The sequence below is a fragment of the Pelosinus sp. UFO1 genome (assembly GCF_000725345.1).
In the GTDB taxonomy this organism is placed as follows: Bacteria; Bacillota; Negativicutes; order DSM-13327; family DSM-13327; genus Pelosinus.
Genome location: NZ_CP008852.1, coordinates 1115201 through 1136905, shown reverse-complemented (window position 1 = coordinate 1136905; position 21705 = coordinate 1115201). Strand labels below are relative to the sequence as shown.

Genomic DNA, 21705 nt, shown 5'->3' with positions numbered 1-21705 from the left:
CCCACGATATTAGCGCCCACTCTTATTCTACTACTATGATTTTTCACTAAAAAATATTCCACCGCTAAAAAAGATTCGAAAAATAGGTCTGGATATTCCATCTGCTAACAATTTCTGATATACTCTTCAGTATATGACATAATCTGCTATAATTATATGCTATTATTTTAAAACTGACACCATTCACGTATGGTAGTTTTATTTAGAAAAACTTTTATTAGCAAACATACTGAAAAGTATGGACGCAAAGCTATAGGGTCTACGGATTTTTTTAGAGATCTATGATCGCCACGCTGCATGATTATGATAAGCTTAACTGGCTCATTATGCAGTTAAGCTTTTTTATATGCTTACTTTGCTAATAACCTTGTCGATTAGAAACACGGGCATAATTTATGCTGATTTTTATACAACAAAGGAGCTTTTATCTTGAGACAAATCAGTTTAAACGATGTTATCCCAGGTATGACATTAGCGCGACATCTTTTAAATAAAAAGGGACAGGTATTATTGGCTTCAGGAGTGACTTTAACTGAAGAATATCTCGATAAACTACGAGCTTTGGATGTAAATGCCCTGTTTATTCGAGACAATCGATATGCCGATATAAAAATTCCAGAATATCTTTCCCTTGAAACACAACAACGTGCTTTAGCAATATTAAGTACTACTATGGAGAAAGTGAATCGGGGCGAAAATTTTGCCATGGATCCAATCTGTAGCCTTGCCTCTGATATTGTAGAAGAATTAATCCTCCAACCATCCGTAGCGATTCAATTAACGGGTATTGCAACCCATGATGATTATACCTTGGCACACTCTCTAAATTGCGCCATATACACAGCATTACTGGCCCGTTTTTGCAATTTTTCCATTTTACAAATCAAAGAAATTACCTGCGGTGCATTGCTTCATGATCTGGGAAAAATAGAAGTAGATAAAGAAATTATTAATAAACCTGACCGTTTGACTGAACAGGAATTTGGAATTATTAAGCAACATCCAGAGTCTGGTTTTCATTTATTAGTAAACAAGCGGTGGGAAATTTCAAGTCTTGTTGCTCATATGGCTTGGCAACATCATGAAAAGGTTGATGGTACAGGTTATCCCCGCGGACTACAAGGGGAAGAAATCCTTAATTATGCGCGTTTGCTAACAATAACAGATGTTTACGAAGCCATCACTGGACATCGCCCTTATCGAAAGGCTATGGAACCAGACGAAGCATATAACATTATCGCTTCTGGCCTCGGAACTAGTTTTGATGAAACTTACGGGCGAGTTTTCTTATCAAAGATAGCTACCTATATGCCCGGTATGGAAGTCTTACTGAATACGGGAGATTTGGCTGTTGTTGTTTCCATCCCTGGATCTTCCCCACAACGACCTGTCATCCGCCTTATCTCTTATCCAGATGGCTCACCTTACATGCCGACTAGGGATCTTCGATTAGCAGATAATCCTCAAATTTTGATTTCCAAGATTCAAAATCGTAAAGAGTAAGAACAATGCTCTATCGTTTCTGATCTGCGAAAAGGCCTACTCTTTGGTAACCAAAGAGTAGGCCTTTTTTACTATTTACCGATCTAACCCTTTTTTTATTGCCTCCATATTAACGGCAAAGAGTTCTGGTTTTTTCTTACCCACTACTTCATGCATCGCTTTCTCTATGGCATTAAGATTGAGTAACTTCAAGCTTGGAATAAGCGCCCCCAGACATACCATATTAGCTAAGGCTGGTTTTCCTAATTCGTTGGCAATCTCTGTTGCTGGCAGGGAAATAAGTTTAATATCATGGCGAGCAGCAGTACTTTCTACAATCGAAGAATTAACGACAAGCGCACCACCCGGTTTAATCCGTGATAGAAATTTATCATAGGAAGGTTGATTGAGAACGATCGCCACATCTGCTTTTTCAATTACTGGTGAGTGAATTTCTTCGTCGGAAATAATCACAGAACAGTTGGCAGTCCCGCCCCGCATTTCAGGGCCGTAAGAAGGAATCCAACAAACTTGTAACTCTTTTTCCATGGCTGCGTATGCTAGTACTTTACCAATAAACATGACACCTTGACCACCAAATCCTGATAATATAATGGTATCAATCATAATCCTTTTACCTCCTCAGGAACCTTAAGTTCTCCCATTTGATAAAGAGGTAACATTTTTTCCTGTAACCATTTTAAACTGTCCACAGGAGATAAGCCCCAGTTTGTTGGACAGGTTGATAAAATACTAACCAAGGAAAATCCTAGTCCTAATTGTTGAACTTGAAAAGCCCTTTTTATGGCTTTTTTGGCAGCAAAAATGTTTTTAGGAGAATCAACAGATACGGCTGCTACATAGACTGCCCCTTCTAAGGTAGCTACGGTTTTAGGCAAATCTATCGGTGATCCAGATAAAGCGCAATCTCGCCCATAAGGGCTGGTAGTCGTAACTTGACCTGGAAGAGTAGTTGGCGCCATTTGTCCACCTGTCATACCAAATACTGCATTATTTACCATAATAGATGTAATCTTTTCACCCCGGGCTGCAACATGTATAGCATGAGCAGTACCAATAGCAGCAATATCTCCATCCCCTTGGTAAGTAAATACCATTTTATCCGGTAGAGAACGTTTTATCCCAGTAGCCACAGCTTGAGCCCTTCCATGGGCTGCTCCCACAAAGTCACAGCTAAAGAAGTCTAAGGAAAAACCGGCGCACCCTACAGGAGCTACACCAATTGTGTCTTCAATAATACCTAGTTCCTCCATTACTTCCCCAATGATACGATGAATAATTCCATGGGTACACCCTGGGCAGTAATGAAAGGGAATTCCGGTTAAGCCTGTTGTTCTTTTAAATATAACTTCCATTCTTATGCCTCCCTTACCAGCGACAAATCAAAAACTTTCCCGATAAACTCTAGTATTTCATTTTCAGAAGGCATCATTCCCCCTTGCCGATTGCACAAATAAACAGGCACACGGCATTCGATTGCCAACTTTACGTCTTCAATCATTTGTCCTGCATTAAGCTCTACTGTGACGATTCCCTTAATTTTTTCTTTATAGGGCGCAAATCCCTTTTCTGGAAAGGGCCATAAAGTGATTGGACGGATAAGTCCTAGCTTAATTCCCGCCTTACGAGCATTTAGTACTACACTTTTACCAATGCGACCGCAAGTTCCATATCCTACAATGAGATATTCTGCATCTTCGGTATAAAATTCTTCCCAACGCTGCTCTGTCTCTTTGATCTTCTCATATTTATCCTGCCATTTTAGGCAATTTGCTTCCCCAATTTCATTCGTTAAGGAATAACTCACTATCTTACGCTTTTGCCGTCCTCGGCAGCCGTCTACAACCCAGTCTTTTGGGGGAAGTTCTACCTGTGGCCGTTCTTTTATTTCTACAGGTTCCATCATTTGGCCCAAAAATCCATCTGCCATAATCAGTACAGGATTCCGGTATTTATCCGCTAAGTCAAAAGCTTCCATAGTAAAATCGTATAACTCTTGACTTTTAGATGGTGCCAAAACAATCAACCGATAATCCCCATGGCCGCCTCCCTTGGTACACTGGAAATAATCCGATTGTGCAGGGCCCAGTCCGCCTAACCCAGGACCAGCTCGATTGACATTCACCACAACCACTGGCAGCTCAGCTGCCGCCAAGTAAGACATCCCCTCTTGCTTTAAGCTAAAGCCAGGGCTTGAGGTAGCCGTCATTACGCGAGTACCTGTTGTTGCTGCACCATAACACATATTAATCGAAGCAACTTCATCTTCCCCTTGAAGCACGGTACCTCCGGCCTTGGGTAAATGCTTAGACAAATATTCAACCACTTCTGTAGAAGGGGTTATTGGATAACCAAAAAACAATTTACAGCCAGCTTGAATGGCCGCCTCTGCAATGGCTTCATTGCCTTTTATTAATATCTTTTTCATAAGGTCAGCTCCTTTTCTTCCGAGAAACTTCCAATGCTACATCAGGACACATCGCTCCGCACATAGCGCACCCTATACATTTTGATTCATCTTTTACCACAACTGCATAATATCCCTTTTGATTGGTCGTATCACCAATGGCTAGTACCTGTTTGGGGCAGATATCTACGCACAAGCCGCAACTCTTACAGTACTCCCGTAATACAACAACTTTTGACATCAAATCAACTCCTTTCAAATTCCATACAGCTGCATTAACGAAATGTAGCTATGTACTCTTTGGCTAAGATATACACTTGTCATCTTTATTACACATCTATTCTTGTATTTATGAAATATTACTATTTACTAAACATGCTAGGGCAATAGAATTCATTTTCCCTTCCGGTGTTTCAGACCGTGAAGTCATAACAATCGGATGGGTTGCCCCTAATACAATCCCTGCCATTTTGCTATTCGCAAAATAAATCAGAGATTTCCCCAGAGCATTCCCCGTTTCGATATTCGGTACTAAAATTAAATCCACATTTCCTGACACTTTGCTGGTAATACCTTTATGTTTTGCCGCATCTTGACTTACTGCTACATCAAGAGCAATCGGACCTTCGATAATCCCTAAAGGGAACTGGCCAGCTGCACTCATTTGGGTTAGGGTTTGTGCATCCACCGTGGCAGGCATTTTTCCATTTACCACTTCATTGGCAGTTAATACTGCTACATGAGGTTCTTTAATGCCCATCGCCTGCAAAGCCAACATAGAGTTAAGGAGGATTTCTTTTTTTTCTTCTACGGTAGGAGCAATATTCATCCCACCATCCGTAATAAACAAAAGTTTCTTTTGACCTGGAATTTCAAATGCTCCGAGGTGGCTAAGTAGTCTACCTGTTCGCAAACCTTCTTCTTTATGAAGCACAGCTCGCAAGAAATCACTACTATTAATTAAACCTTTCATCAATACCTGGGCTTGACCGCGTTTCACTATGGAAACTGCCTTTTGTGCAGCTTTCGTTATATCTGCTTCATGAATGATTTTGGTTTCATTAGATAGCCCAACTTCTGCAAGCATAGGGGTAATTAAAGCAGCATCGCCTACTAAGATAGCCTGAGCAATACCAACTTCTTGCACCATTTTAATCGCAGACAATACCTCTTTATCCTGGGCCACGGCTACGCTAATCATTACCTGACCGCGATTTTTAATTTCCGCTACTATTTCGTCATAAGAGCAGTACAAATAATCACCTCCTACCTAACAATAATTCTGTGCCGGTTCCTGGCCTCTTAGTACTCTAAGGGCACCAAAAGCTAATGCTTCTAGTTCTTCTTCCCCTGGTACAACGGTCACAGGAGCAATAAACATAACTCTATTCTTTATTTCATCAGTAATACGTTCTGAATGAGCAATACCCCCTGTTAAAATGATATGTTCTACATTGCCTGCTAGCACTGTAGCCATAGCACCAATTTCTTTGGCTACTTGATAACAAAAGGCATCTAATACTAGCTTAGCTTCTACATTACCTCCATCTGCCATCGCAAATGCTTCTCGAATATCCGTTGTACCAAGATAGGCATAGATTCCGCCTTTATTGCTTAATTTTTCTCGCAGCTCCGCCGAGGTATACTTATCTGACAAAGCCAACTTTAAAAATTGACCTACCGGCAGTCCACCACAACGATCTGGAGAAAAAGGCCCTTCTTCTTTTGCATTATTTACATCAATCATTCTACCCTTTTTATGCGGTGTTACAGAAACACCTGTTCCTAAATGAGCAACAATTAGATTCATATCCTCATAGTTTTTACCTAGTTGGTTTGCCACCTTACGCGCAACAGCTTTCGTGTTTAATGCATGGGATAGGCTGATCCTTGGTAAATCAGGCAAACCGGATATTCGCGCTACTGGTTCCATTTCATCTACAGAAACAGGATCAACAATATAAGAAGGGATCTTCAATGTTTCTGCTAGCCCATAAGCCATGACAGCGCCCAAGTTAGAAGCATGTTCACCAAATTTGGCTGCTTTGAGATCATCCACCATATCTTGACTAATACAATACGTTCCGCCCTTAAGAGGTTTCAAAATCCCACCACGCGCCACCACTGCTTTTAACGTGGCAATGTCAACCCCTTCTGCTGCTACTTGTTTTAAAATTAATCGCAACCGATATTCATACTGATCTACTACTTTTATGAAGCCACTAGTATCCGCTACAGAATGCTCGACGGTCTTTTTAAAAACTATTTTTTCTCCATCGTATACAGCAAATTTTGTTGATGTTGCCCCCGGGTTAATTACCAATAACCTTTCCGCTGCCCCATATTCTTTAGCCATAAAGTTCCTCCCATAACATTTCAGTTTCATTCTATGTATTGAAATTTCACCAAATATTCTGTTCATATATTCTTTACTTATTTCATTTTATTTTTCTTATTTCCTGCTTTTAAATAAGAAAAGACTTGGCTTAGGCCAAGTCCTCAGACGCAGGCAGAAGCCTTAGTCGTTCTTACTTGGAATCAAGGAAGTGTTATACTTTCTGATTCCGTAAAAAACAGACAGGTCTACTACAACCTGCCTGTTCCATTATTTATTCATTATTTTTTAGTAGCTGCTGCTAATTTTATTTCCGTTTTTTCAAAATCCAAGGTAGCAAAATAATCCCCAATGGTTTCTGCCCGACGAATCATCTGCACCTGGCCGTCACCCTTTAATAATAATTCTGCGGAACGCAATTTTCCATTGTAATTAAAGCCCATTGCATGCCCATGAGCACCCGCATCATGCATAACAATAATGTCACCAATATCAATACGAGGTAAATTACGGTCAATAGCGAATTTATCATTATTTTCGCAAAGTGAACCTGTTACATCATATACATGATCTAGTGGAGCATTTTCTTTTCCCACGACCGTAATATGATGATAGGAACCATATAATGCTGGGCGCATTAAATTTGCCATGCAAGAATCAAGACCTACATAGTTTTTATAAATCTCTTTTTTGTGCAGTACAGTAGATACAAGATAACCATAAGGTCCTGTTATCATTCTGCCACACTCCATGGTAATTTTCAAAGGATGTAGTCCCTTCGCCACAATTTTTTCTTCATAAGCCTTACGCACCCCTTGGCTGACAACATCTAGGTCAACAGCTTCTTGTTCTGGACGGTAAGGAATACCAATTCCACCGCCCAAATCGATCATTTCAATCCGAATCCCTAATTTTTCATACACTTCAATTACTAAATCAAACATCATATTTGCCGTTGCAACAAAGCTATCTGAATTTAGTTCATTAGAAATTACCATGGTATGCAGAGCAAAACGTTTTACCCCTTTACTTTGCACAATTTTGTAAGCTTCTAAAATTTGTTCTCTCGTTAAACCATATTTTGCTTCCTCTGGATACCCAATAATATCATTTCCACCTTCCAATAAGGGACCCGGATTGTAGCGGAAGGAAAGGATGTCAGGTAAACCAACGTGCTTCTCCAAATATTCAATGTGGCTAATATCATCCAAATTAATAATAGCTCCCAGCTTTTTGGCCGCTTGGTAATCTTCTACTGGTGTATCGTTGGAGGAAAAGACAATTTCTTCTCCTGTTATTCCAGCTTGTTCAGAAAGAATAAGTTCTGGCAGAGAACTGCAGTCAGCTCCAACGCCTTCTTCTCTTAGCACCTTTAAAATATGAGGATTTGGTGTTGCTTTTACAGCAAAATATTCTTTAAATCCTGGCGCCCAGGAAAAAGCCGCCAATAATTTTCGAACATTATTTCGAATGGCCTGCTCATCATAAATATGAAATGGTGTTGGATATTTTTTTATAATTTCTTCTAGTTCAATCTTTGTAAAGGGTAATGTTTTTTCTGCCATTTTTGTATAGACCTCCTGAAATTGTTTATTATTTGGTAAGTTATAGTGTAAAACAAAAAGCAGTTTGCGGAAACCATCCCGCAAACCGCTATAAGAATCTAACATATCTCATAATCAGTTATGCAGATAGCACTCCACCCAAAATTGGATGACAGTCTTGTATTTATTCAATACAAAACCAACGAAAAGGTCTTTGCCAAACCCTTCCACTTCGGCGGTTATTCCTTTTTGTATCTTTCATCGCTGGCTACTCTAGATACATATTCTTAATATACCGCGCCTCTATCTTCTAGCTATTCATCTGTCATTTTTCTAAGTATAGACTAATCTAGTTTGTCATGTCAACTCTAATCCTATGTTTTTTTGTAAAAGTTATTATCCGATGACTAAACCGCTCTAAGACTCCCATCTTCTATAAGTGGGAGTTAAGAGCGGCTAAGTCCCTGGATAAGTGCGACTAAGATTCAGATGGAGTTAAAACTCCACCTGAATCAAGTCTTCTTTATAGATAGTCTATCATCTTAAGCCCTACAGACACTATCTTGGTTTTACCAAGATTGTAGGATTCATATATTCTTCATACTGTGCTTCACTAACCCACCCTGTGGCTAAGGCAGATTCTTTTAATGTAATGCCTTCCTTTACCGCACTTTTAGCAATTTGGGCTGCCTTATCATAACCAATTAGGGGTACTAAGCCTGTAATAAGTATTAGTGATTGGTGCAAATAAAAATCAATAATCTCAGTATTTGCCTGTATACCTACCGCACAATTAACATTAAAAGAGTTCATCCCATCCGAAAGTAGCCGAATGGACTGCAAGAAATTATAAACAATGACAGGCATAAATACATTTAATTGAAAGTTTCCTTGGCTAGCAGCAAAAGAAATTGTGGTGTCATTACCAAATACCTGGGCAACAATCATTGTCAATGCTTCGGATTGAGTTGGATTGACTTTTGCAGGCATAATGGAGCTGCCTGGCTCATTCTCGGGTATTTTAATCTCTCCAATACCGCACCGTGGACCACTTGCAAGCCAACGAACATCATTGGCAATCTTCATTAAATCAGCAGCTAATGCCTTCATCATACCATGAACGACGACTACCTCATCTTTACTTGTTAACGCATGAAATTTATTAGGAGCTGTACGAAATTCCTTGCCCGTTAACTTGGTAATTTCTGCAGCAACGAGTTCGCCAAAGTTCATAGGGGAATTAATACCAGTCCCAACAGCCGTTCCTCCCATGGCCAAGTCCCGCATAAAGTTAATACCTATGGTCAGCATTTCTTCGTTCCGTTCTAACATCCGCACCCAACCGCTTATTTCCTGTCCCATAGTAAGAGGTGTCGCATCCATTAAATGAGTTCTGCCAATTTTTATGATTTCACTGAATTCTTTTGATTTCTGATCTAACGTTTCTTTTAAAGAGGCAATTGCAGGTAATAGTTTATCAATCACTAATGTTACGCCGGCAACATGAATCGCCGTAGGGAAAATATCATTAGAGCTTTGGGATTTATTCACATGATCATTGGGATGAACGACTAAAGGCTCTGCTCCTTCGGCTAGCAACTGAGTCGCTCTATGTGCCAATACTTCATTTATATTCATATTAAACTGAGTGCCACTTCCCGTTTGCCACACGGCAAGAGGAAAGTTGCCATCTAGTTTTCCGGCTAACACCTCATCACAAGCCTTAACGATGGCCTGAGAGCGTTTTGTATCAAGTACACCTAGTTTCTCATTTACTAAGGCAGCTGCTTTCTTTAATATGGCAAATACACCAACTAACTCATAGGGCATCTTTTCTATTCCAATACGAAAATTTTCAAAACTACGTTGTGTTTGGGCTCCCCATAATTTATCCGCTGGCACTTTTATTTCTCCCATTGAATCTTTCTCAATACGATATTCCATATAAAGCACTCCTTTATCGATTCATTACCTATAAACTAAAAACGAAGAAGGTATCGTAAATTTGATCTTCTCTTTAGTTTCTTCTTCATAACTAAAAACAATCCTGCAGTAATTTTAAATCTTCTTTAAAAACAAAAAGTGTTTACAACCCTATTGATTGCAAACACCCTTTACCTTATACCTTTATAATCCCTTCTAAGAGTCTCTCTTCTTTTTTGCGATAGACTTGCTTTTCTTATCCGACGATTAATTCTCTAGAGGAGCCCATATGAATCAAATCCTCTTCTTTGTCACTAGCAGAAAGTGCTTGACCTAAACCTCCTAAGTTATCAAATATATAGTCAGGTTTAAAGACCGACTGCTCAACATCTGATATTTTGGATTCTCCACTGAGTACTAACACAGAGACCATACCTGCATTACATCCTGTAGCTATATCAGTATATAATCGATCACCAACCATTGCCATTTCTTCAAGAGGATAACTTTTTTTATTTAATAAGGCTTCCACAATTTCCTTATTGGGTTTGCCCACAACCTGAGGGGAACAACCTGTTGATGCTTTTATCAATGCAGCCATAGCACCACAATCTGGTATATAGCCAGTTTCTGTAGGACAATTAAAATCTGGATGAGTCGCAATATAAGGTATATTATGCCGTATAAGATCACACGCGATGACTAATTTTTCATATGTTAATGTAGTATCAAATCCTAATACTACATATTCAGGATTATCTGCTGTTACTATAAATCCATGCCTTCTAAACTCTTCTTCTAAAGCAGGTGTTCCAAGTAAATATATATTTTTGCAATTTTTAGTATTTTTTAGATAAAGGGCTGTGGCCTCACCAGATGTTAAAATATTACTTTCACTGCAATTAATACCTAACATCTTAAGTTTATTGGCATAGAAAGTTGCATCTTTAGAGGAGTTATTCGTCAGAAATAAAAAATCTCTACCCGTAGTACGCAAATAACTCAGAAATTCTAGTACACCTGGCAGTATTTTATTCCCTAAATATACAGTCCCATCCATATCAAGTGCAAAACACTTTATATCTTTTAATGATTTCACCTTTTCTTGTTTTGTTACTATCTTATTTTCACTGAACACAATACAAAGTCTCCTCTCTTTTCTCTCGACTTTTACATTAGGCTCATTTCAAAAGAACACACCAACCTTTCATTATGTTTTTGCACGTTTTACATAACAATTATATATTTCATAGCATTAATATATAAACTTTATATGTACATCATGCATTTTCTTGTCGTTTTTATTATTACATCTCTTCCATTCTTTGTCAATCGCAAAAAAAGAAGAGCCCATATTAGGACTCTTCGAAACCTTAAATAATTTCAATATTATTCAATTCGGCAAACTCTCTATATACATCAGGAAATTTATTATCAACAATAAAGCCATTGAATTCTTCTAATTCTGCCATACTAGCTAATGAAACACAATCAAGTTTAGAAGAATCAGATAACATATACTTTTGTTCGGCGATATCTAGTAAAACTCTATTGTTAGCGATTTCTTCAAAGACAGGATGCATGACACCTTTTTTAAGATTTACAGCTGCTACACCGAGGAAGCATTTATCCACACTGAATTTCCTCAAAAATTCTTCACTATCTCCACCACAAAAAACACCTGAAGAATTTCTCATTTTCCCTCCCGGCATATATACAGACACATAAGGGAGACTCGCCGCTTTAACTGCAACATGTACACATAAAGTAACAACGTTTAAAGAAGTAATATTCTCTAAATAATCCAAAATGTATTCTACGGTACTGCCCGCATTTAAAGCAATTGTTTCACCATCTTTAATTAACATTGCAGCCTTACGTGCAATTACTTGCTTTTCCTCAAAGTTCTGCATCCTTTTATTGGCCAGATGTACTTCTGCAATGGAGTAGCAAGTTTTCCCCTCTTCCATATAAGCTCCACCATAGGCTAACTTTATATTATTACTCTCAGATAAATATTTCAAATCTCTACGGATTGTTGCTTCATTTACTTCATATTGCTGAGCTAAGGCTGTCACCTTTACCGACCCTAGCTTAAAGATAAGATTCAAAATATCCTTTCTTCTCTTAATATTCGTTAACATGCACACACTCCTAACACATCAGATAGTTACATTATATAACTACATAAATCTTTTTACTATAGTAGCAAAAGGAAGTTTACAACCTTAAGATTGTAAACTTCCTCTATTAATTATATATCGAATTGTTTCAAACACCTTCTACTGGAACGGTATTCGCGCCATGTGCCATTATTGTAATGGTATAGTCTTTCTTGCCTAACTTTTCTTCAGCCATACGAACAGCCTCTTCTAAGCTAGCAGCCGCCAACATACCTGTTTTTTCAATAAATTCTTTATTTCGTGGCAAGGAAACAACAATGTGAGGAACTTCCTTGGCCATAGTACCTAGTTTTAACGCAATGAATCCTGGAACGGTAAAGGCTTCTCGTAAGGCAACCTCCCGGTCATATAAAGATTCATAGTTAAACCAATCACTAAAATCAGGTGGTTCCATCATATCGCGGCATTCTAATAATAAAATGACGACTCCCCCCGGTTTTACTGCCATAAAGGCATTACCAATTGTTTTTGACCCTTGGTATAAATTAATATCTTTAGGAAATCCACCAGCAGAAGCAATAACCAGGTCAGCTTTGCCGTTTACAGGAACACCAAAGATATCGCTTGCAGTCTTACAACCTTGTAGCCAAGCTTCATGCCAGTGACCTGCCACAAAAGAAGCGAACTGCCCCTCTGGGGTAAAGACTGCATTGAGTAAGAATGCAGGTTTAAGCAGTTCTGCCATTTCTAACATATCGGCATGCATTGGATTGTTTTCTAATTTCCCCGCAATACACTCTAGGCTAACGCCTTGCCCTACAACATCATGAAGACATAAGCTATGATTTCCCTGGATCGTACTATAAGAAGACACACCAGGCATAATTGCCTTACGTCCCCCGCCAAAACCAGCCATTAAATGATGAACAATACCGCCTGTCAATATAACCTTATCTGCATTCACTACATGTTTATTTATACAGACATCTTTCCCCCGAGACGTTTGACCGATACAAACAAAATCGTCTGTTTCTGGAGCATAACTTTGCAAGAGGGTAATGCGGTCTACCACTTCTTGACCAAAGGTTGCTACATTCTCTTCATGAGTATGGTGTCGATGAGCGCCCAGTGCCACAATTAGGGAAATATCTTCATCTGGTACTCCAGACTTATTTAATTCATTCAATAAAGTTGGTAAAAACAAATCGTGACGTACCCATTTACGAGTAATATCACTGGCTATGATCATAACCTTGTCACCTTGCTGTACTACCTCCTTAAGAGGCGGTGTGCCAATTGGGTTATTTAGTGCAGCAGCTACAGCGGCTTCTACATCGACTAGAGCCTTAACTGGTTTGCCTTCTACCACGTTTAAAATACGTTCTTTAGGCAAGGATATGGTAACTTCCTGATCACCATAGCCAAGGGAAAATTCTTTTAACATATAGCATCTCTCCTATGCAATTTTTTCCAGCTTTTCTTCTACTTTTATAGCCAACGGCACATCAGGCTTTACAGCTAACCATGCGATAATACCAACTACAGCCGAAGCTGCAGTTGTCACAATGGCAGCCTGCCATCCATAATTTGTTGCAATCCATGCCGTAACAACAGGAGCGGCAATACCGCCCAGGTTGCCCCAAAAGTTCATCCACCCAGAAACTGAACCAGCAAATTTACCACCAATGTCAAGACAAGCAGCCCAGGACGCATTAAAAGTAAATCCAAGAGACCCTAGAGAGATTGTCAGCCACAACACGTTCATGGAAGGTGTTGTCGCTACGGCCCCTAAATAAAGTGTCGTACAACACAGAATCAATCCAGAAATCCCCAACAAGGTTCTTGACTTATACCTAGAAACACCTGACGTTACCAGCTTATCACTGATATAACCACACGTAGCCGTTACGATACAAAGTGCAGCCCAAGGAAAAGAAGCGGCAATTCCCATCTTTTGTAGTGAAAAATTTTGTGCCTCCATTAAGTATAAAGGCAACCAGGCCAAAAATACAAACATAATATAGTCTGTTATAAAATATTGAATACCAATGGCCCAAAATTGAGAAGATCCTAAAAAAATACGCCATGGGGCCAATTCTTTTTTATCAGCATTCGCACTGAGGCCTTCTTCTATATAATCAGCTTCCGCTACATTAACATAAGGACTGGTCCGAGGCGAATCTTTTGCGAGCCAATACCAAAGTCCGGCAATGACTAAACCTAACACGCCAAAAATCACAAATACAGAGCGCCAGCCAAAAGCCATCATTAAAGCTACGGTAAGAGTCGGGCCAACAACCGGCCCAAAAAATACACCGCTTAGCATGAAAGAAGAGGCACGTCCTTTTTCACTAGGATTAAACCAACGATAAATAAAACGCCCTATAGCTGGAGCCATAGGTCCCTCACCTAAACCAAACATAGCGCGAGTGGCAGCGAAAAAGGTAAAGTTACTACAAGCGCCTGTCAATGCGGTAAATATGGACCACCAAGTAGCTGCTATAGCTAAGACTCTTCGGTGTCCCCAAAACTCTCCCATAATACCACCTGGTATTTGCATAAATGCATAACCGACAAAGAAAGCTGTTTGTATTAAACCCATATCCATTTTACTAAAACCTAATTCCTGCATAATGCTTGGAGTGGCTACGGATAAATTTACTCTGTCCATGTAAGAAATAAAACTAATAAAAAACATAAGTCCTGCTAAGGTCCAACGAAAATTGGTTTTTTTCTGATTCATAAAATTTACCCCCCGCACAAGTATCGAAGTCCTCCCAAGGGAGACCTCATCTCATTAAATACATTATACGTTTGTAAAGTTTACATGTCAATTGACAAAAGAATCTGTCTTTTTAAACTTACTTGACATGATCTAGATCGCATGCTACTATTATTTTCAATAACAGCATATATTCATCAAGAGTTAGCTGAGGGATTGGCCCGATGAAGCTACGGCAACCACCGCATACTGCGAACGGTGCCAATTCCAACAGGAGTATTCCTGGGAGATGAAGATTATTTTGAAATAAAATCTTCTTCATCTTATGAAGAAGATTTTTTATTGTAAAGAAAAAGGAGTAAGTAGCATGAACCATAATTCACAACCAACCCAGGCTCTAAGAAAATACGCCTCAGAAAAAGCTAGCCGCTTTACCGAATCCGTCATTCGGGAAATGTCTCGTATTGCCACTGCTCATAAAGCCATCAATTTGGCACAAGGATTTCCAGATTTTCCTGCATCAGATGAAATCAAAGAAGCCGCTGTTAAAGCAATCTTAGAAAACCACAACCAATATGCGATTACTTGGGGTACCAAATCCCTAAGAGATGCCATTGCCCAGAAAAATAAACGAGATTACAACCTTGACATTGATCCAGAAAAGCAAATCACGGTGTGTTGCGGTTCTACAGAAGGAATGGTGGCAACACTTTTGGCTACGATTAACCCTGGAGATGAAGTTATTATTTTTCAGCCGTTCTATGAAAATTACGGCCCAGATGCTATACTCTGCGGTGCAACACCTAAATATGTACAATTACATCCTCCAGCTTTTTCCTTTAATCAAGAAGAATTAATCGCTGCTTTTTCCGAACGCACAAGAGCTATTATTATTAACACTCCCAACAACCCAACAGGTAAGGTGTTCAATCGAGAAGAATTAGACTTAATTGCTAAGCTTTGTATTCAATACGATGTTTTAGCGATTACTGATGAGATATATGAGCATATCATCTATGACGAAATCAAACACATTCCTCTATCTACCTTACCTGGCATGGCAGATAGAACCATTACGATTAATAGTATATCCAAAACCTACAGTGTTACTGGCTGGCGTATTGGTTATGTTATCGCATCTCCTGAAATAAGCCAGTCCATACGGAAAATGCATGATTTCTTAACAGTGGGTGCAGCTGCCCCGTTGCAAGAAGCTGCTGCCCATGCCATGGGTTTTGCTGCTACTTATTATGAAAAGTTAGTCGATTTTTATAGTCAACGCCGAGATTTCATGTTAAAAGAATTAGCTGCCATCGGTTTTGAGTGCATTCGTCCTGATGGAGCCTACTACATTATGGCTGATATCGCCTCCTTCGGGTGGAAAAATGATATTGACTTTGCTCGCTACTTAGCTGAAAAAATTGGCGTTGCTGTCGTACCAGGTTCTAGTTTCTATCAAGAAAATGCTAATGACAAACATCGTTTTATACGTTTTTGCTTCTGCAAACAATTAGCCACACTGGAAGCCGCAGTAGAAAGATTGCAAAAATTAAGATAAGACTTGGCTTAAGCCAAGTCCTCAGACGCAGGCGGAAGCCTTAGTCGTTCTTACTTGGAATCAAGAAAGTGTTATACTTTCTGATTCCGTAAAATAATCCATCACATTATTAAATAGGAGGTATATTCATTATGAAGAAATCAATTCAGTTTATTTCCCTTTTGTTAACCCTCATCTTTATCCTAGGCTTATCTGCTGGGTGCAGCCAACAAAGTACAGCAAAGATAGAAAAACCACTTAAAGTAGGTGTTACTGCTGGCCCCCATGCAGAAGTAATGGAGCAAGTTAAAAAAATAGCCGAGAAAGACGGCTTAAAAATTGAAATTGTTGAATTTAATGACTACATTCAACCTAACGTAGCTTTAAATCAAGGCGATATCGATGTTAACAGTTTTCAACATAAACCTTACCTTGATAACATTATCAAAGATCGTAACTACGATATCATATCCTTAGCAAATACAGTTATTTTTCCAATGGGTATTTACTCTAGTAAATTAAAAAATATTGCCGACCTACCAGTAAACGCTGTTGTTGCTATTCCTAACGACCCTACAAACGGAGGAAGAGCTCTACTATTATTAGAAAAACTTGGCCTCATTAAACTAAAACCAGGAATTGGCCTTAAGGCAGCTGTTACTGACATTGTTGAAAATCCTAAGAAAATTGTAATTAAGGAGTTAGACGCAGCACAAATTCCTCGTTCCTTAGCTGACATGGATGTTGCCGCCATTAACACCAACTATGCAATTACCGCTGGATTAGTACCTACTAAAGATGCGATTGCCATTGAAGATATTAATTCGCCATATGCAAATATCATTGCCGTACGTAGCAAAGATAAAGAAAACCCAGCCATACAAAAATTAATAAAAGCATACCACTCGGATGAAGTAAAAGCATTTATACAAGAACACTTTAAAGGTTCTGTAACAGCTGCTTGGTAAAAATTTAAATATGTGTAAAAAAGCTGCCCTTTTTAAAAGGGCAGCTTTTTTACACATATTTACGCTGTACTCTGACTAATCGTGCTGATAGACATATAGCGCCAAAAGCTAAACCAACGATCAATCCAATCCAGTAACCAAAAGCTCCTAACCAAGAATGATGCGCTAAGACATATCCGAGGGGCAAACCTACGACCCAGTAAGAAATCATCGCCATAATAAATGTAATGCGTACATCTTTATAACCTCGTAACGATCCTTGTACTGGTGTAGCAATTGCATCAGACAATTGAAAAAATACTGCATATAGTAAAAATTGTTGCACTAGGTTCCGAATTGCCACATCGTCTGTATATAAGCGGGCTACCTGCTCATTCCAAAAATATAAGACTAAAGCAGCAAGCACAGCCATAATCAATGCGATACCAATCCCAATATAACTATATTGCTTAGCATCTTTGTATCTTTTACCTCCTACTTCAAACCCAACGGCGATGGTTAATGCCATGGAAATACTCAGAGGTATCATATAGATAAGGGCAGCAACATTAATCGCTACCTGATAAGCAGCAATGGTCGCTTCACTAAATTCACTCATAAGCAGGGTAATCACTGCAAAAATACTCGTTTCACAAAAAATGGCACTGCCAATTGGTATCCCAATTCTAAGCTGTTCTTTCCATACGGCAAGAGAGAATCGATAAAACCGACTAAATATGTGGTATGTGCGAAATGGCTGCCGGTACTGTATGACGCAGGCACTGATGATAACAATGCACCAATAAGTAATTGCTGAAGCCCATCCAGCCCCTACACCACCTAACTGAGGAAAACCGAACTTGCCAAAAATAAGTACATAGTTAAATAATACGTTAATTGGTAAGGCAACCATAGAAATTAGCATCGTTATGTTTGTATAACCCAAGGTATCAATGAACGAGCGAAGCACTGTCGATATAAACAAAGGTATAATACCAAAAGAAATGGCTTTTAAAAAATTTTGCGCAATATCATAGGCTACAGGATTGAGCTCCATCTTATTCAAAATAGGCTGAACGGCATAGGCACCACCAATTATTACAACGACTCCTATCGCTATGGCTAGATAGACAGCTTGAATTACAATAAAGGGGATTTCTTCCTTTCGTTTGCCACCAAGAAGTTGAGCAACGATGGGAACCACTGCAAATAAAATTCCGTTTAACCCTGTGAAAACAGGCATCCACATACTTGATCCAATGGCAACGCCTACCAAATCATTTGCACTAGCATGTCCTGACATCATAGTATCAAAGAAAGTCATGGCACACATAAAAACTTGTGTCACCAAAATAGGAATTAAAATAATCATAAACTGTTTTGCTTTTTCCTTTAAGGAATATGTTTGTTCCATATCTCACACCTATTATTTATTTTTTTACTACATCATTTTCCACAAGGTGTAAAGAATGCCATTTCTTCCACTCTTGCCAAGAAAGCATGGCCCAAAAAAACAAAATACTGAGGCAAACGACATATTCTATCATCGTAAATACTTTTACTACGGCGGCTACAGCAGTGGCTTTCCCTAGTAGTAGTCGCTGATATCCTTGCCACCATACTACAGCAGTAATAAACGGCTGGAATAAATATACTAAAAATGCCCACGCCAACAGAACAAAGAGAGATTTTAGCCCCTGAAAAAATAGTTTTCTGCTAACTGCCAGATTTTTGCTTCTTCGATCTTTTCTTGATTGGGTAACCGGTATATAGTTCACATAGTTCTCCTCCCCTTTATGAAGCTAAGAATACATTGAACCAATTAACCAATGATCTCTTGTACTCTACCTACGATGCCATTCACTAAACGAACTTTTATGCCCCGAGGATGAATCGCGCTATTTGTCAGAAGATCTTTTACTACACCTTCCGTTAACCGCCCAGTACGTTGATCTTGTTTTTGTACAATTTTTACTTTAGTACCTGGTCTAATATTTTTTCGTTCTGTCCCATTCATATTATTTCTCCTTCTTTTTAGCAAACTTTAGACCCCGCACATCAAAGATGTACAGGGTCTTTTTTCTTGGCATTTACCATTCACGAAACTCTTCTTGATCTAAATAAATCCAATCATGGCCCACCTTTTGAAACACTTTTAAACAAGGATCACCGTCTGAAATCATGATAGTAATACCGTCAGTGGCCAACGGATTTTTTTGCACATTTTGTTCTACTTGAAGCAAAAGCTTCTTTAATTGATCACTATATAAGGTAAAGGATCTTGTCATTTTACTTCCCCTTTATAAGATAACATATTGGATGAATTCCACCTTCAATATGCTAGTTGTAAATCTTTCTACATCTACTTTGTTTAGTTTCTTCAGAGTTACAAGAGAATCTCTCATTACTTTATTGTCGGCAAATACTAGCAAGTTTTTTATAAAACCTCCTTGTCAGGTGGTATATTATTACTTCTACATAGTATTGGTAAGTCCTGTTCAAATCATTCTTTAGTATTCATATTTTTCCCATTTTTAACCCGCCACCAGGACATCGCCCTTCGAGCATCAATATCTTTCTGGATAAGAACTAAGTCAGGAGGCTCTGCAGGTTGTGTCCCCGTCACACTTTCCGCACTCTCATTTCCTATTCTCCCGATTGAATCGTGAGTAACCCAAAATCCGTAATTAAAGCCGATATCATTGCCTCGCGTCAAACTATTTCCTAGGGAATGATACACAGAACCTTGGGGGGAAAGTAATTCAAGCAAGGTTGGCGCTACATTAATATGACTACCAGATACCTGCTTGGGGAAAATATCTTTAGTAATGCCTTTTCCATAAACAATAAAAGGAATGGCATAGCGTTCATAAAGACTAGGATTTAACTGGAGATTCAGCCGATCCGCATGATCGCCAACAATAAGAAACAAACTATCTGGATATTTTTGCTTCATTTCTTCGATAAATTCGGCCATAACCTTATCTGCATACCAAAAATGTCCTAATTTCTTAATGAGTTCTTTATCTTCCCTTAATTTATCAGGTAAGCCCCTGATCACGCTATCCTGATCAAACCCTTCTTTCTCTAAATCCACAGTATAAGGAGCATGATTCGAAATATTCATAATCACATCAAAGGTGGGGCGCGGATCATCGATCCTCGCGGCAACAGCCTTAAATAAATACTTATCATCGCAGCCCCAGACATTCCCGGACTGGCTCTCTATATCCCCCATGCCATAAAACTCTTCAAAACCTTGGGCTAAGGTGAAATCTTTAACTCGTTCCCAAGAAGTCGGTCCTGCATACCAAAACCTAGGCTTATATCCTAAGTTCTTCATTTGTGGTGCAAGGGCTGTGGAGTAAGGTTCTTTATAAGATTCAGGCAGGTAAGTTAGATATAAATTGGCTTCCGCTAACCCTGTAGTAATTCCCATAATCCCAGAGATAGTACTCATACCATTGGGCAAAAATGTGGGCACGTAAGCAGCATCTTCTTTGGTTATAATGTTTCTGATCCCATTTGCTATGTTCAAATCTTTATATTGCGGTAACAAGGGCCAGTTTGCATAACTTTCCCCAATTATCAAAAATACATGCTGTGGCTTTTTAATTTTTGTCCCTTGGGCCTCTTTCTTTAGAAAATCATCTACATTTTGTGAATTGACCTGATGACCAGCCAAATAATTACCATATTCCACCATCCTCCCTGGATCCATATCCAGTCCGGTGGATGCGGTTACCCGTTCATGAAGGGTATACGCACGGTATAACGCTTGCACATCGTCTAAAATGGCTTCATTTAGGAATTCATCCTTTGTAACCCCTGAATTTTCCCAGTCAATATTATAGGCATAAGTCATACTTCCACCAAAGCGCACAAATATTACAATATAATAAATAAGAACCAGCAGGGATGCACGAAAGGCAATATTTTTATACCAAGTAGAAAAACGCGGCAATTCAAATGTCTTGGTACGGAGCAATGCTTTTAATGCTTGGGATAAAAATATTCCCGTCAGCCCAGTCATGACGAGGCGAATGGGAAGATTGTATTCTTGGACTAACGTATGAAAAATTGCGGTCACATCATCATTGAAGGTATTAAATAATAGTTGGTTAAACCCCATGTGAAACTGTTCATAATAAGGAATTCTTGCATAAAACAAAAGGCTTAGTATTGCAATATAAACGGAGCCTAGGATATAGCGAACATGTTTTACTTTATCCTTCTTTATAAATAAAGTAAGAATTGTACAAAACGCAAAGGATGTAAGTGTTACTAAGCCTGCACTTTTCAAGCTTATCCGTATGCCATAATATAAGGCTAAAAATATATCCTTAAGCGTAGTCGCCTCACTAATATAAGAGTTTAAAACGGTAATAAAACCAATACGAAATAAACAAAAAACTCCTAATATAAATAAAAATAATTTAACATCTTGTTGAATATTTTTAATTAACTCTTCCCACCTTGACACTTAAATAAACATCCTTCCTATAACATATTCCTTGCTTTCTTGTATTTCTAGATTTATCAACATTATCCTGCATTTTTCTTACTCTGTGATGGTGATTATAATTTTCCACCTATTTTTCCATACTTCGACAAATTCTTCTCGCTAAATTTTCAAATTTGTTATATGATTTTAACAAGTAAAC

20 protein-coding genes and 3 riboswitches are annotated in these 21705 nt (G+C 38.8%); of the genes, 3 read left to right on the top strand and 17 right to left on the bottom strand.

From position 1 onward, the window contains the following. The first annotated feature begins 209 nt into the window (after positions 1-209). A riboswitch (cyclic di-GMP riboswitch) is annotated at positions 210-301 on the top strand. A gap of 128 nt (positions 302-429) precedes the next feature. Next, positions 430-1503 (top strand): HD-GYP domain-containing protein, encoded by a 1074-nt coding sequence (locus UFO1_RS05045; protein ID WP_038668631.1) that lies wholly within the window; start codon positions 430-432, stop codon positions 1501-1503. Between the two features lie 75 nt (positions 1504-1578). Here UFO1_RS05045 and UFO1_RS05040 read toward each other — a convergent pair whose 3' ends face one another. The 12 genes from UFO1_RS05040 to UFO1_RS04985 all read right to left on the bottom strand — a co-directional run bounded on the left by UFO1_RS05040 (position 1579) and on the right by UFO1_RS04985 (position 14578). Further along, positions 1579-2109 (bottom strand): 2-oxoacid:acceptor oxidoreductase family protein, encoded by a 531-nt coding sequence (locus tag UFO1_RS05040; protein ID WP_038668629.1) that lies wholly within the window; start codon positions 2107-2109, stop codon positions 1579-1581. After that, positions 2106-2858, bottom strand: coding sequence for a thiamine pyrophosphate-dependent enzyme (locus UFO1_RS05035; RefSeq protein WP_038668626.1), 753 nt, complete (start codon positions 2856-2858; stop codon positions 2106-2108). The genes UFO1_RS05040 and UFO1_RS05035 overlap by 4 nt, the downstream gene beginning before the upstream one ends. A 2-nt stretch (positions 2859-2860) precedes the next feature. Further along, on the bottom strand, positions 2861-3931 hold the full coding sequence (gene vorB, locus UFO1_RS05030) for a 3-methyl-2-oxobutanoate dehydrogenase subunit VorB (protein ID WP_038668623.1): 1071 nt from the start codon (positions 3929-3931) through the stop codon (positions 2861-2863). A 4-nt stretch (positions 3932-3935) separates the two neighbouring features. After that, complete coding sequence (locus UFO1_RS05025; RefSeq protein WP_038668620.1) at positions 3936-4151, bottom strand: ferredoxin family protein; 216 nt, start codon at positions 4149-4151, stop codon at positions 3936-3938. A gap of 108 nt (positions 4152-4259) precedes the next feature. Continuing rightward, positions 4260-5165: a bifunctional enoyl-CoA hydratase/phosphate acetyltransferase gene (locus tag UFO1_RS05020; RefSeq protein ID WP_038668619.1), complete on the bottom strand. Its 906-nt coding sequence runs from the start codon at positions 5163-5165 to the stop codon at positions 4260-4262. Positions 5166-5180: 15 nt separating this feature from the next. Beyond that, entirely contained in the window at positions 5181-6266 is a 1086-nt protein-coding gene (gene buk, locus UFO1_RS05015; RefSeq protein WP_038668616.1) for a butyrate kinase, read from the bottom strand. A 260-nt stretch (positions 6267-6526) separates the two neighbouring features. Beyond that, positions 6527-7810: a diaminopimelate decarboxylase gene (locus UFO1_RS05010; RefSeq protein ID WP_038668614.1), complete on the bottom strand. Its 1284-nt coding sequence runs from the start codon at positions 7808-7810 to the stop codon at positions 6527-6529. Between the two features lie 119 nt (positions 7811-7929). Further along, a riboswitch (Lysine riboswitch) is annotated at positions 7930-8103 on the bottom strand. A gap of 244 nt (positions 8104-8347) precedes the next feature. Beyond that, on the bottom strand, positions 8348-9733 hold the full coding sequence (gene fumC / locus UFO1_RS05005; protein WP_038668610.1) for a class II fumarate hydratase: 1386 nt from the start codon (positions 9731-9733) through the stop codon (positions 8348-8350). Between the two features lie 235 nt (positions 9734-9968). Next, entirely contained in the window at positions 9969-10850 is an 882-nt protein-coding gene (locus UFO1_RS05000; RefSeq protein WP_236639329.1) for an HAD-IIA family hydrolase, read from the bottom strand. Positions 10851-11085: 235 nt separating this feature from the next. Then, positions 11086-11856, bottom strand: a complete 771-nt coding sequence (locus tag UFO1_RS04995; RefSeq protein ID WP_038668607.1) for a DeoR/GlpR family DNA-binding transcription regulator — start codon at positions 11854-11856, stop codon at positions 11086-11088. A gap of 127 nt (positions 11857-11983) precedes the next feature. Then, positions 11984-13279, bottom strand: coding sequence for a nickel-dependent lactate racemase (gene larA, locus UFO1_RS04990; protein ID WP_038668604.1), 1296 nt, complete (start codon positions 13277-13279; stop codon positions 11984-11986). A 12-nt stretch (positions 13280-13291) separates the two neighbouring features. After that, the gene (locus tag UFO1_RS04985) at positions 13292-14578 is read right to left on the bottom strand and encodes an MFS transporter (RefSeq protein WP_038668601.1); all 1287 of its coding nucleotides are present in this window, start codon (positions 14576-14578) and stop codon (positions 13292-13294) included. 170 nt (positions 14579-14748) lie between these two features. Next, a riboswitch (SAM riboswitch) is annotated at positions 14749-14853 on the top strand. Between the two features lie 71 nt (positions 14854-14924). Here UFO1_RS04985 and UFO1_RS04980 point away from each other — a divergent pair. Both UFO1_RS04980 and UFO1_RS04975 read left to right on the top strand, forming a co-directional pair. Beyond that, on the top strand, positions 14925-16115 hold the full coding sequence (locus tag UFO1_RS04980; RefSeq protein ID WP_038668599.1) for a pyridoxal phosphate-dependent aminotransferase: 1191 nt from the start codon (positions 14925-14927) through the stop codon (positions 16113-16115). 131 nt (positions 16116-16246) lie between these two features. Next, entirely contained in the window at positions 16247-17062 is an 816-nt protein-coding gene (locus tag UFO1_RS04975) for a MetQ/NlpA family ABC transporter substrate-binding protein (RefSeq protein WP_038668597.1), read from the top strand. 49 nt (positions 17063-17111) lie between these two features. Here UFO1_RS04975 and UFO1_RS04970 read toward each other — a convergent pair whose 3' ends face one another. The 5 genes from UFO1_RS04970 to UFO1_RS04950 form a co-directional block, all read right to left on the bottom strand. After that, entirely contained in the window at positions 17112-18455 is a 1344-nt protein-coding gene (locus tag UFO1_RS04970) for an MATE family efflux transporter (RefSeq protein WP_038668594.1), read from the bottom strand. 16 nt (positions 18456-18471) lie between these two features. Continuing rightward, positions 18472-18819: a hypothetical protein gene (locus tag UFO1_RS04965; protein WP_038668592.1), complete on the bottom strand. Its 348-nt coding sequence runs from the start codon at positions 18817-18819 to the stop codon at positions 18472-18474. A gap of 44 nt (positions 18820-18863) precedes the next feature. Beyond that, complete coding sequence (locus tag UFO1_RS04960) at positions 18864-19058, bottom strand: YwbE family protein (protein ID WP_038668590.1); 195 nt, start codon at positions 19056-19058, stop codon at positions 18864-18866. Between the two features lie 73 nt (positions 19059-19131). Next, complete coding sequence (locus UFO1_RS04955; protein WP_038668587.1) at positions 19132-19329, bottom strand: hypothetical protein; 198 nt, start codon at positions 19327-19329, stop codon at positions 19132-19134. Between the two features lie 215 nt (positions 19330-19544). Then, positions 19545-21524 carry an LTA synthase family protein gene (locus UFO1_RS04950; RefSeq protein ID WP_038668584.1) on the bottom strand — a complete coding sequence of 660 codons (1980 nt, stop codon included), beginning with the start codon at positions 21522-21524 and terminating at the stop codon, positions 19545-19547. Positions 21525-21705: the final 181 nt, after the last annotated feature.